Source organism: Actinomycetota bacterium, from assembly GCA_035540895.1.
GTDB lineage: Bacteria > Actinomycetota > JAICYB01 > JAICYB01 > JAICYB01 > DATLFR01.
Map to the genome: position 1 here is coordinate 1 of DATLFR010000062.1, position 11,830 is coordinate 11,830.

Genomic DNA, 11,830 nt, shown 5'->3' on the forward strand with positions numbered 1-11,830 from the left:
ACCGTGTCCTGGTCCGCACCCAGGTTCCACGCGCCGCCGCGTCCACCCGGCTCTCCGGCGACGCTCACGATCCGTATCGACGAGCCGCCGACGACCGGGGGAGCAGGCGCGGGGGGCCTCCGGTCCGCGGCCGGTTCGGGAGCGTCGGCGCACGAGAGCGCGCCCAGGGCGATGAGGAGGATCACGTACCGCGAGATCACGGCGCTCTGAGCGGGCGAAGGGAATCGAACCCTCGTATCGAGCTTGGGAAGCTCGTGTTCTACCATTGAACTACGCCCGCAACGGCTCCGATTCTACCGCGTCCGCCATCTGCGGTAGCATCCCGCCGTGGTCCTCTCCGACCGGTCCATCCGCGAGGCGATCGAGTCCGGCAGGCTCGTCATCGACCCGTACGACGCGGGCTGCGTCCAGCCGTCCTCTTACGACGTGCGGGTGGGAGACGCGTTCCGGGTCTTCCACAACGCCCGGCACCCGTACATCGACGTCCGGGAGCCGCTCGACGACCTGACCGAGCTGGTCACGGTGCCGGAGGGCGAGCGGTTCATCCTCCACCCGGGAGAGTTCGTGCTGGGGACGACGCTCGAATGGGTGAAGCTCCCGGACGATCTCGTGGCCCGGCTCGAGGGGAAGTCGTCACTCGGGCGCCTCGGGCTGCTGATCCACTCGACCGCCGGGTTCGTCGACCCGGGGTTCTCCGGCCGAGTGACGCTGGAGCTCTCGAACGTGGCCAACCTGCCGATCGCCATCTACCCAGGGATGAAGATCGGCCAGATCTCTTTCCAGACGATGACCACGCCGGCCGAGCACCCGTACGGGAGCACGGAGGTGGGCTCGAAGTACCAGGGCCAGGAGGGCCCCACGCCTTCCCGCTACTTCGAGAACTTCACCGACCGGTAGGCGGTCAGGGGTAGCAGCTCGAGGACCCCTGCTTCGGGGGCGGGGGCGGCTGCCCGGGGGTGTAGCCGCCCCCGACGCTGCAGACCTTCGCGCTCGTCCCGCTGATCCAGAGGATCGCGTAGCCCTTCGCGGGCGTCATGTACGAAGGGTCCCAGTACACGTAGGTCCTTCCGTCCTGATGCGTCCCGGCGCCGGCGCGCCCGTCGGGGTAGCACGCGAGGACCTGCGCCCCATCCGCCGTGCTGTAGCGGAGGTAGTGCCCGGGGTCGGGAGCGGACCCGTTCGTCGGCACGTCGCAGTGCTCACCACCACCGGTGTGATCGGCCATGGCGGGGGCTGCGCCAAGGATCGGGATCATGAGCGTCAGTACGATGGCCAACCGCCTCATCGAGCCTCCTCGAGCCGCTTCAAAACAGTAAACTCCTTTGACTGTTTCCATGTCCACGCCGAGATCCCTGCCGAGGTGACATGTCCCAACCGAGCTTCCTGACCGGGTCCTGGTCCGAGACCGGGACCGTGAGAACGAACAACGAGGACGCCATGGCGGCCACGGCGCGGCTGTTGGCCGTCGCCGACGGGGTGGGAGGACGTCCCGCCGGAGAGGTGGCGAGCGCCGTCGCGGTCGCTGTCCTGCGCGCGTCCTTCGAACGGGGTGTCGGTATCGAGGAGGCCGTCCAGGCGGCGCACGAGGTCGTCCAGACCGCCTCCCGGTGCAACAGCCTCCTGCACACGATGGTCACGACGCTGACCGCGGCGGCCATCCAGGACGGGAGCATCGTGCTGGCGCACATCGGCGACACACGCGCCTACCTGCTCTCGGGAGGCGAGCTGCAGCCGCTCACGACGGACCAGACCGCCGAGGCGAAGCTGATCGCGGAGGGCAAGGCGGACGAGGCAGCCAAGCTGCGCAACCCGAAGGCGCTCGCGCAGGTCGTCGGGGGGCGTCAGGAGAGGCTAGAGCCGGTGGTGTCCAAGGTCGAGATGGGACCGGGAGACCGGCTCTTCCTGTGCACGGACGGCGTCTCTGGCTACCTCTCCGACGGGGACATGGGGAGGCTGCTGTCCGAGACGCAGGACGTGCAGGCGGCCGCCGAGGCCGTTTGCAAGGCCGCGCTGGAGGCCGGGTCCAACGACAACGTGACGGCGGTCGTGGCCGACCTGTCCGGCTAGACCTCGTGCCCGGGGGTCTCGGCCTCCGTGGCTGACTCAGACGTCCCGGCCGCCACCCCCGCCTTGGCCGGACGCACCTCACCCATGGACCGGACGAGGATCTGCGCGACGTCGATGACCTCGACGCCCTCCCCTTGGCCCTGCATCTGACGGTCCTTCACGGCGTCGTCGAGCATCACCAGGCAGAAGGGGCAGGCGGTCGCGACGACGTCGGGGTCCGTCCCGAGGGCCTCGTCGATGCGTTCGTGGTTGATCCGCTTCCCCTCGGTCTCCTCCATCCAGAACCGCGCGCCCCCGGCGCCGCAGCAGAACGTCTTGCGTCCGCACCGGTGCATCTCGGTCTGGCGGGCCCCGGTCGCGCGGATCACCAGACGCGGGTCGGCCATCACGTCGTTGTGACGCGCGAGGTAGCAGGGGTCGTGGTAGGTGACGTGGGCGTCGAGCGGGGTCTTCGGCTGCAGCCGCCCCTGCGCGACGAGCTCGGCGAGCAGCTCCGCGTGGTGGACCACCTCGTATGAGCCGCCGTAGTCGGGGTACTCGTTGCGCAGCGTGTTGAAGCAGTGCGGGCACTGGGCGATGATCTTCTTCACGCCCGCCCCGTTCAGCGTCTCCACGTTCGCCTTGGCGGTCTCCTGATAGAGGAACTCGTTGCCGATGCGACGGGCCGGGTCGCCCGTGCAGTTCTCCTGGGGGCCGAGGACGGCGAACCCGATCCCGGCGTCGAGCAGCAGCCTGGCCACCGCCCGGGTCGTCTTCATCGCACGGTCGTCCGACGCGCCTGCGCACCCGACCCAGAAGAGGTACTCGGCGTCGTCGGGTATCCGGCCGCCGGGGGGGATGACGCGGATCTCGTCTGTCATCCCCTTCGCCCACTGCATCCGGCCCTCACCGGAGATGGCCCAGGGGTTCCCGGTCGACTCGAGGTTGTTGAGCATCCCCATCGACTCGCGCGGGAACCGCGACTCCATCATCACCTGGTGGCGTCGCATGTCCATGATCTGGTCGACGTGCTCGATGTCCACCGGGCACTCGTAGACGCACGCCCCGCAGGTCACGCACTCCCACAAGGTCTGGTCGGTGATGACGTCCGGGACCAGGGAACGGTCGAGGGCCGTCTTCAGCGACCCCGTGGCCTGCTCGGCCGGGACCCGGCCCGTGATCACCGGGGACACCTCGAAGGCGTGGTCGCGCAGGTTGAGGATGACGAGCTTCGGGTTGAGCTCCTTGCCCGTGTTCCAGGCCGGACAGACGGACTGACAGCGCCCGCACTCGGTGCAGGTGAGCCCGTCCAGGAGGTGCTTCCACGAGAGGTCGGTGATCTTGCCCGCGCCTATCTTCGTGTTCTCGTCCATCGACTCGATGTCGATGTGCTCGGGCTTCAGGCGGCCGAGCGCGAAGGGGTGTCGTCCGAAGAGGACGTTGAGCGGCGACGTGAAGATGTGCAGATGCTTCGAGTACAGGACGAGGATCAGGAAGCCGAACACGATGGCGACGTGTGCGGTCAGCGTCGCGAAGTCGATCGCCTCGAGCGCGCCCTCGCTGAACCGGCCGTGCATCCAGTTCCCCAGAGGGCGAGCCAGGAACGCCCCGTCCGCGTACGGGAGCCGGCCGAGCGCGTGCCGGGAGGCGTTGAGGACCAGCAACGTCGAGATCACGCCGAAGATCAGGGCCAGGACGAGGAAGGCGGGGCCCACGTGGGACTTGAAGAAGCGGGAGCGACGCTGGTGGCGATGGGGGCTGTTCTTCAACCTGATCAGGAAGAACGAGAAGAGCGACACGGCCACCGCCAGCACGAAGAAGTCGAACATGAAGCCCAGCCAGGCCTGCCTGCCGATGATCGGGAGCGCGAAGTGCGGGTCGAAGAACTCGCCGACGCTCTCGAGCAGGGCCACCTGGATGACGAGGAAGCCCCAGAACGTGAAGGCGTGAGCGAGGCCGGGGCCCGTCCACCGCAGGAGCTTCTTCTGGCCGATGACCTTCGTCAGCTCGTAGCGGATCCGCTTCGGGATGTTCTGGAACCTCTCTGGATCCTTCTCGCCTGCGCGGACGAGCTTGAAGAGCTCCCAGGCTCGTCGGCCGGCGATCGCGAAGGTGACCGCCGCCATGACGATCAGCACGGCGGGTCGGAGCATCTGAGCCTCCTGTGAGGGTCGGGCCGGGTCGCGACCGAGAGTAATGGATGGACCGGGAGCGGGGAGAGCAACTGATTCAGCCATTGTCAACGACCTTTGACTGTTTCTAAGATGGGGTATGCGAGACGGGGGGTCGGTCTGGAGGCGGTACCCGGCGCTGGCGTACCTGGTCGGCGCGGGGCTACTCGCCGTGCTGCTCCCGTCTGCGCTGACGCTGCCCCAGGGCGGACCGGAGACGCTCGCCGAGTACGCGCCGGTCACCGGAGACGGGGACGGGGCGGGGGACATGTCCGGCCTCGGCCAGGCGGGCTCCGGCGGGCTGGGCTTCGGGTCTGCGGGCCGGGTGTCCCGGGGGGATCTCGAGGACCTGGCGACCGGGGCGTCCGGCGGCACCCAGCGCAAGCCGGGAACGAAGAGGTGCGTGGGTCAGCCGCCCCAGCAGACCGAGGACCCGATGTCCCCACCGTGCAGCGCCTTCTTCGAGGGCAGCAACCCCGGGGCGACCGCGAAGGGGGTCACCGCGGAGGAGGTGCAGGTCCTCGTCCAGTACGAGAAGGCGGCGAGTGACCAGAAGAACCAGCCGGTCGACTGCGCGGGGGACGTCCGCGACGACGACGACCACCTCGACCGTCTGTGCCGGGCCTACATGCGCTTCTTCAACGACCGCTACCAGACCTACGACCGCAGGGTCAGGTTGTGGAGCGGCCACGGCGACATCGGGAAGCAGTGGGCCGACATCGACGCGAAGATCAAGCCGTTCGCGAAGGCCGGGGTCGGTTACACGTCCGAGGCGCTCGAGACCGGAACCATGGCCGTGGCTTTCCAGGGCGCGCCCCGCACCAGCTATCGCAGGCGCAGCCCCGGGAGCATCAGCTTCCGCCAGGACCTCGATGACCAGTCCCAGCTGGCAGCGACCTACATCTGCCTGCGTCTCGCCGGGGGCAAGGCCCGGTACGCCGGCGACCCGACGATGCACGACGACCCGCGCAGGTTCGGGCTGTGGGCCGCCCAGCGCAACCAGATCGAGACGACCATGCTCATGGCGGCCCTCAAGGAGCGCTGCGGGATCGAGCCCTACGCGCTCTACGACTGGCAGGACGCGACCGGGGCGGCTCAGATGCAACGCGAGGGGGTCACGTCCGTCATCGTGCACCTGTCCGACACGAGCGTCGCCACCGTGACCCAGGCGGCCAGCAGACAGGGCTGGTTCCCCGAGTGGATCGTCCCGGGGTCCAACCGTCTGCTCGGGCTCGACACCAACTTCCTCGCCCGGACCTTCCCGGTCCAGGCGCAGTGGGCCAACGCGATCGGACTGACCTTCGACCTCCGCCGTGCCGAGATCAGCGATCAGCCCTGGCACCGCGCGTACCGCGAAGGCTGCCCGGACTGTCCCCCCCTCACGGGGACGCAGACGTACGCGGCGATACAGGGTTACGAGAGCATGGCGATGCTCTTCTACGGGATCCAGGCCGCCGGACCGCGGCTCACCTACCACAACTTAGTCAGGGGGCTCGAGGCGATCCCCCCGCGCCAGAGCACGAACCCCTACGCTCCCGCGGCGTACTTCGCGCCCGGCAATTCGAGCTACCTCAAAGACGCCGCGGCCATCTGGTGGGACCCGTCCGGACAGCCGCCAGGATCGGCGGCGAAGGGGTGCTGGCGTCTCCCGCAGGACGGTCGCCGCTACCGGGCGGGCGAATGGCCCGAGGGCGACTCCCTCGTGAAGGCACCCGGCCCGTGCCAGGGAGAGGTGACGCCGGGGTGAGCCGCGACGTCTTCCGGCGCTACCCCGCGCTGGCCTACCTCGTGGGGGCCGGGGTGTTGGCCGTCCTGCTGCCGTCGGCGCTGATCGTGCCCAACTCGGGGCCCCCGACGCTCGCGGAGTACGCGCCGGTCACGGGCGACGGGGACGGTACGGGCGACCTCTCCCATCTGGGGCAGGCCGGGTCGGGAGGTCTGGGGTCCGGGCGCGGGTCCGATCGGCCGGGCGCGTCCAGACCAGATACGGACGACCCGCTGCGCCCCGTGACCCGGAAGGCGGGCACCAAGCGGTGCGTCGGGACGCCTCCCCGCCAGACGGAGGACCTCCTCTCGCCGCCGTGCATCGCCTTCTTCGACGGCGACAACGGCGGAGCGACGGCGAAAGGCGTGACGAAGGACGAGGTACGACTCGTCCTGATCCTCGACTCCGCCGAGTCGTCAGGCCTGCGAGGGAAGTGGTTCGACTGCGCGCTCGGGCCATCGCCGGACGACCCACCCGAGGTGCACGGCTGCAAGGCGTTCGCCAACTACTTCGGGGAGCGCTACCAGACGTACAACCGGCGCCCGCGGGTGTGGGCCTACTTCCATCGCACGAAGCAGTACGGCACCGAACTGCAGGAGGTGGTCGAGAAGGTCGACCCGTTCGGCATAGTCGCGATGGGCGAGCAGGGGAACGGATCCCCCATCACGTCGTCGGCCGCGAACCGGCAGATCATGGGGGCCGCGTACGAGCCGTCGAGCCGTGACAACTACCTGCGCCGGGCGCCCTACATGGTGTCGTTCCGCCAGGACACGACCGAGCAGAGGACCCTGGCCGCGAGCTTCGTGTGCCTGAAGCTCAAGAACGGGGGCGTCCGCTTCACCGACAACCCGATCGACCGCGGGAAGCGTCGGGTGTTCGGTGCCGTCGGGTACCAGATCAACTCAGGCACCGGGACGGAGTTCAAGAGGATCGTCCGCGACATGTGCGACATCGAGCTGGCGGCGATGGAGGAGGCGACCGACCCCAACACGCCGTCGAAGATGAAGGCGGCGAACGTCACGACGGCCGTCCTGTTCCCGAACACGAGCGGCGTGAACATCCTGGCCACGAACAACGCGGCCAAGGACGGATGGTTCCCCGAGTGGGTCGTCCCGGGCGACTGGGTCACCCGGGGGGTGGACACGAACGAGAGCGCCCGGATGCTGAACAGCTCGCAGTGGCGCAACGCCGTGGGCATAACCTTCGACTACCGGCGAGACCACCTGACCGACCAGGCCTGGTACCGGGCCTACCGCGAGGGGTGCCCGACCTGTCCGGAGCCCGCCGACCCGGATGCCCCATGGACCTACGACTCGTTCACGATGATGTTCTACGGGATCCAGGCCGCCGGACCGAGGCTCACGCCCCAGAACTTCGACAAGGGCATGCACGCGATCCCGCCCGATCGCAGCTCGAGTCCGTACAAGCCGGCCGCGTACTTCGCTCCCGACAACTACACGTTCATAAAGGACGCCGCCGTGATCTGGTGGGATCCAGCGGGGCGCGCCCCCGGCGACCCGAACCCGGGCTGCTACCGGATGTCCGGGGCCGGGACCCGGTTCCGGGTCGGTGAGTACACCGCGGGCGACCAGGACATCCGAGGGGACGGTGACCCATGCCAGGGCTCCGCGACGAGCGTCCGATGAGCCGCGACGTGTTCCGCCGTTACCCGGCCCTCGCCTACCTCGTGGGAGCCGGGATGCTGGCGGTCCTGCTCCCGTCCGCGCTCACGCTCCCCAACTCGGGGCCGCCCACGCTGGCCGAGTACGCACCCGTAACCGGCGAAGGGGAAGGCACGGGAGACGTGTCCGCGCTCGGCCAGGCGGGATCGGGGGGGCTCGGGTTCGGGTCGGGTCGGGGCCGACGGGACGCCCCCGACCAGGTGACGGACCCGTCGGACGGGATCGCCCAGACGAGGCCCGGCAACAAGCGGTGCGCCGGCACACCTCCTCGCCAGACGGAGGACCCGCTCTCCCCACCATGCATCGGTTTCTTCAACGGCAACAACGGCGGGGCGACCGCTCGAGGCGTCACCGGGAGCGAGGTGAGGGTGTTCGTCGAGACGGAGACCTCGGACAGCAACCGCGGGCGCATCGTCGACTGTGGGGACCCGCCCGCGCAGGACGAGACGCCCCAGGACCTCGTCTGCAAGGCCTACATGACCTACTTCAACGAGCGGTACCAGACCTACGGCAGGCGGGTGCGTCTGTACTCGGTACATGACCTGCGGGTGCCCGATATCGAAGGCCGGGAGCCTTTCGCGATCGCCACGATGGGCGTCGAGGTTCAGGCCGGACGGCGCGGGATCGTGAGCGTCGGCTACAACTCGATCCGCCGTCAGAACTACCAGGCCGCCTCTCCCCACCTCTTCGGCTTCCGAGCCGACCACGTGGACCACTACCGCATAGGAGCGAGCTACGTGTGCAACGAGCTCGCCGGGAGGCCGGCGGTGCACAGCGGAAACGTGGCCGACCGCTCGAAACCGCGCCGCTTCGCCATCTGGCACGACGACACCGACGGAGAGCAGCGGGACCTGTTGGTCCGACACCTGAACGACCTGTGCGGCCTCGAGGTCACCCACTTCGCCGCGAGGCCGAACGACCCGGGCGCCCCGGGTCGGTTCCGCTCCGACGACGTGACGAGCGTCATCGCGCTGTTCCAGGGGCAGTCGGCCGTCACCCCCACCACCCTGGCCACCAACCAGGGATGGTTCCCCGAGTGGGTCGTGCTCGGGGACACGGGCGGCCGCGGGCTCGACACGAACTTCTACGCCCGGACCGCGAACCAGGCCTCGTGGGCGAACGCGTTCGGGATCACCTTCGACTACCGCCGTGACTCGATACCGGAGCAGCACTGGTACCGCGCATACCGAGAGGGGTGTCCCGACTGTCCGGACTTCACAGCCGCCCAGTCGGGAGGATCGAACGCACCGTACGCATACGACATGCTCACGATGCTCTTCTACGGCATCCAGGCTGCTGGGCCCCGGCTCACCGTGGCCAACCTGGACCGTGGGCTGCACGCCATCCCCCAGAGCTCCAGCACCGGTCCGTACAGGCCGGCCGCCTACTTCGAACCGGGCGGCTACACCTACCTGAAGGATGCGGCGCGGATCTGGTGGGATCCGTCCGGACAGCCTCCGGGGAGCCCGGGCAGCGGGTGCTGGCGGCTCCCCGAGGAAGGACGCCGGCACCGCGCGGGCGAATGGCGTTCGGACGATGGCCGTGTGAAGGGGCAGGGACCGTGCCAGGGCGACTCGTTCAGATGAGGAGGACACCGTGCGCTACGTGATCGCAGCAGTGCTATCGCTGACGTTGTTGGGGGCCGCACCCGCGAGCGCCGTCGAGTGCAGCCCGGGTCTGAGCAGGTACCCGCGGCGGGTCAGCCCCGCGCTGCTCCCCCCGTACCCGAACCCACCGTTCCGGGTCTTCGCCGGATGGGGGACGGAGGATCCGACCTACGCGGTGGCCGGCATCCGCGAGGTCGACAACGCCTGGTACGCCGAGGTCACCGCGACCACCTCGGGGGTGACCGTGCACGGCGAACACCGGGAGACAGACACGGGGTTCCAGGCCGGCGCCACGTCGGGGGGCGGGGTGCACGTGTGCGCGCACGGTGCCGGTCAGACCGTGGAGCAACGCGCCGGCGGATGACCCCGGGTCGCGCGGTGATGTCAGTGGGCCGGCCCCGTGCCGGCGCCCCGATCGTTCCGAGCTGAGGAGGAGAGATGAGGTCGTTGATCGCAGCTGCGGTGGTGGCATCCGTCGTGTGGCCCGCGCCCGCGGGAGCCGTGACCTGCAGTCCGGGCAGGAGCGAGCTGAAGAGCGATTTCTCCCACCCGGCCGTTCCGGAGGTCCCCGTGCGGGTGTACGGGGGATGGACGGGCGGCGGTCCGATCAGCCAACCGAAGTACCTGCTGCTTGGAGTGCGTGACCGTCAGGACGGCTGGCGTATCCAGGGGTCCGCGACGACCGAGCGCGTCGTGGTCGACGGCGACCACGTCGCGTCGGACACCGGGTTCCAGGTGCGGGTCGGGACGGACGGGTCCGCGTACGTATGCGGTCACGCAGCGGGGCAGACGGTCGAGCAGGGACGTTAGGTCGTGCGCGACGCTCTGAGGAGGTACCCCGCCCTCGCCTACCTGGCCGGTGCGGCCGCACTCGCCATCCTGCTCCCGTCCGCGCTCGTACTCCCGAACTCAGGCCCGCCCACCCTCGCCGAGTACGCGCCCGTGACCGGCGACGGCGAAGGGGTGGGGGACATGTCCGCCCTGGGACAGGCGGGATCGGGCGGGCTCGGCTTCTCGTCCGGTGGCCGCCGCGAACGCGCCGCCGGTGGCGAGCTCGACGGGACCGCGGGAGGATCCGTCCGTCGCATACCGGGGACGAAGCGCTGCGTGGGGGAGCCACCCCGGCAGACGGAGGATCCGCTCTCTCCCCCCTGCGTCGCGTTCTTCCAGGGCGATAACGGGGGAGCGACGTCGAAGGGTGTCACCCGCGACGAGGTCGCCGTGTTCATCCGGGGGACGCGCGATGCCGGGACCCAGCGACCCACGGAGACCGACTGCGGGGCGGCCGTGACGCCCGACGACGACGGCCAGGATCACGCGTGCAAGGCTTTCATGCGCTACTTCAACGAGCGTTACCAGACCTACAACCGCCTGGTCCGCTTCTGGCTCGTCAGGGGGGACGTCACGGCGCACGAGGAGGCACTGGTGCGGCGCGGGGTCTTCGCATCCGTCAGCCCCTACTCGGCGGTGTCGCAGGCGGCGAAGCACCGGAGCCTCGCGGTGGGCTACGAGGGCTCCTCCCGCGAGTCGTACCGGCGTTACCCCGGACACGTGATGACCTTCCGTCCCGATGTCGAGGACGAGGTCGGGATCGCGGCATCCCAGATCTGCCTGCAGCTGCACGGCCGCAAGGCCCGCTACAGCGGCAACCCAACCGACCGGGACCGGGAGAGGGTGTTCGGGTTGTGGCACGACGACAACGTCACCGTCCCCCAGCGCCTCACGCAGGCCCTGAGCGACACATGCGGGCTCACGTTCGCGGAGACGGTGACACGTCGAGATGATGCGTCCGCGCCTGCCAGGCTGCGCTCGAGCAACGTCACGACCGTCGTGGTGATCCTAGGGGCGAACTACAACGTCCCTCCGACCCTCGCGACGAACGCGGCCTGGTTCCCCGAGTGGGTGATCCCGAGCAGCTCGGGGAGCGCGCGTCCCGACACGAACGGCGGGGCTCGCTACATCGACCAGACGCAGTGGGCGAACGCCATCGGCATCACGTTCGACTACAAGCGCGACGACTTCACGGAGCAGCACTGGGTCCGGGCCTACCGGGAGGGGTGTCCCCCATGTCCCGACCCGACGCCGTCCGCCTCGGCCGGACCCAGGCAGGCGCCCTACCTGTACGACGCCCTCACCATGCTCTTCTGGGGGATCCAGGCGGCCGGGCCGAAGCTGACGCCCGAGAACCTCGATCGGGGATTGCACGCGATCCCCCCGAACCGGTCCACGGACCCGTACAAGCCCGCGGGCTACTTCGACCCGGGCAACTGGTCGTTCGTGAAGGACGCCACCACCATCTGGTGGGATCCGCAGGGGCAACCCCCCGGTTCGGGGCAGCCGGGATGTTGGCGCTTGCCCGGCGGCGGCCAGCGCTATCGCAAGGGCGAGTGGCCGGCCGGGGACGGGGGCCTGAAAGCAGCCGGACCCTGCCAGGGGGACATCTACCCCGGGTAGACGGGATGGAAGAAAGTGCATAACATTTGACTATTCGGCTGGAGGGAGCATGAGCGGGGGCGCGCGAAAGGATCTCTTCCGGCGCTACCCGGCGCTGGCTTACCT

11 protein-coding genes and 1 tRNA gene are annotated in these 11,830 nt (G+C 69.4%); 8 read left to right on the forward strand and 4 right to left on the reverse strand.

Annotated elements, in window-relative coordinates:
- Both VM840_03410 and VM840_03415 read right to left on the reverse strand, forming a co-directional pair.
- On the reverse strand, positions 1-200 hold a 200-nt coding region (locus tag VM840_03410), incomplete at its 3' end, for a hypothetical protein (protein ID HVL80623.1).
- Positions 201-209: 9 nt separating this feature from the next.
- Positions 210-280, reverse strand: a tRNA-Gly gene (locus VM840_03415).
- A 47-nt stretch (positions 281-327) separates the two neighbouring features.
- On the opposite strand from VM840_03415, the gene dcd reads away from it, so the two are divergent.
- On the forward strand, positions 328-897 hold the full coding sequence (gene dcd, locus VM840_03420) for a dCTP deaminase (GenBank protein HVL80624.1): 570 nt from the start codon (positions 328-330) through the stop codon (positions 895-897).
- A gap of 4 nt (positions 898-901) precedes the next feature.
- On the opposite strand, the gene VM840_03425 is transcribed toward dcd, so the two are convergent.
- On the reverse strand, positions 902-1,285 hold the full coding sequence (locus VM840_03425) for a hypothetical protein (GenBank protein ID HVL80625.1): 384 nt from the start codon (positions 1,283-1,285) through the stop codon (positions 902-904).
- Between the two features lie 80 nt (positions 1,286-1,365).
- On the opposite strand from VM840_03425, the gene VM840_03430 reads away from it, so the two are divergent.
- The gene (locus tag VM840_03430) at positions 1,366-2,067 is read left to right on the forward strand and encodes a PP2C family serine/threonine-protein phosphatase (protein HVL80626.1); all 702 of its coding nucleotides are present in this window, start codon (positions 1,366-1,368) and stop codon (positions 2,065-2,067) included.
- Here the strand turns inward: VM840_03430 and VM840_03435 are convergent.
- Positions 2,064-4,199 (reverse strand): (Fe-S)-binding protein, encoded by a 2,136-nt coding sequence (locus VM840_03435; protein ID HVL80627.1) that lies wholly within the window; start codon positions 4,197-4,199, stop codon positions 2,064-2,066. The two genes, VM840_03430 and VM840_03435, sit on opposite strands and share 4 nt — an antisense overlap.
- A gap of 118 nt (positions 4,200-4,317) precedes the next feature.
- On the opposite strand from VM840_03435, the gene VM840_03440 reads away from it, so the two are divergent.
- From VM840_03440 to VM840_03465, 6 genes are all read left to right on the forward strand, one after another.
- The gene (locus VM840_03440) at positions 4,318-5,964 is read left to right on the forward strand and encodes a hypothetical protein (GenBank protein HVL80628.1); all 1,647 of its coding nucleotides are present in this window, start codon (positions 4,318-4,320) and stop codon (positions 5,962-5,964) included.
- Complete coding sequence (locus tag VM840_03445) at positions 5,961-7,628, forward strand: hypothetical protein (protein HVL80629.1); 1,668 nt, start codon at positions 5,961-5,963, stop codon at positions 7,626-7,628. The genes VM840_03440 and VM840_03445 overlap by 4 nt, the downstream gene beginning before the upstream one ends.
- The gene (locus VM840_03450) at positions 7,625-9,250 is read left to right on the forward strand and encodes a hypothetical protein (protein ID HVL80630.1); all 1,626 of its coding nucleotides are present in this window, start codon (positions 7,625-7,627) and stop codon (positions 9,248-9,250) included. The genes VM840_03445 and VM840_03450 overlap by 4 nt, the downstream gene beginning before the upstream one ends.
- Positions 9,251-9,260: 10 nt before the next feature.
- Entirely contained in the window at positions 9,261-9,635 is a 375-nt protein-coding gene (locus tag VM840_03455; GenBank protein HVL80631.1) for a hypothetical protein, read from the forward strand.
- Between the two features lie 74 nt (positions 9,636-9,709).
- Positions 9,710-10,081 (forward strand): hypothetical protein, encoded by a 372-nt coding sequence (locus tag VM840_03460; GenBank protein ID HVL80632.1) that lies wholly within the window; start codon positions 9,710-9,712, stop codon positions 10,079-10,081.
- 3 nt (positions 10,082-10,084) lie between these two features.
- The gene (locus VM840_03465) at positions 10,085-11,725 is read left to right on the forward strand and encodes a hypothetical protein (GenBank protein HVL80633.1); all 1,641 of its coding nucleotides are present in this window, start codon (positions 10,085-10,087) and stop codon (positions 11,723-11,725) included.
- Positions 11,726-11,830 lie beyond the last annotated feature (105 nt).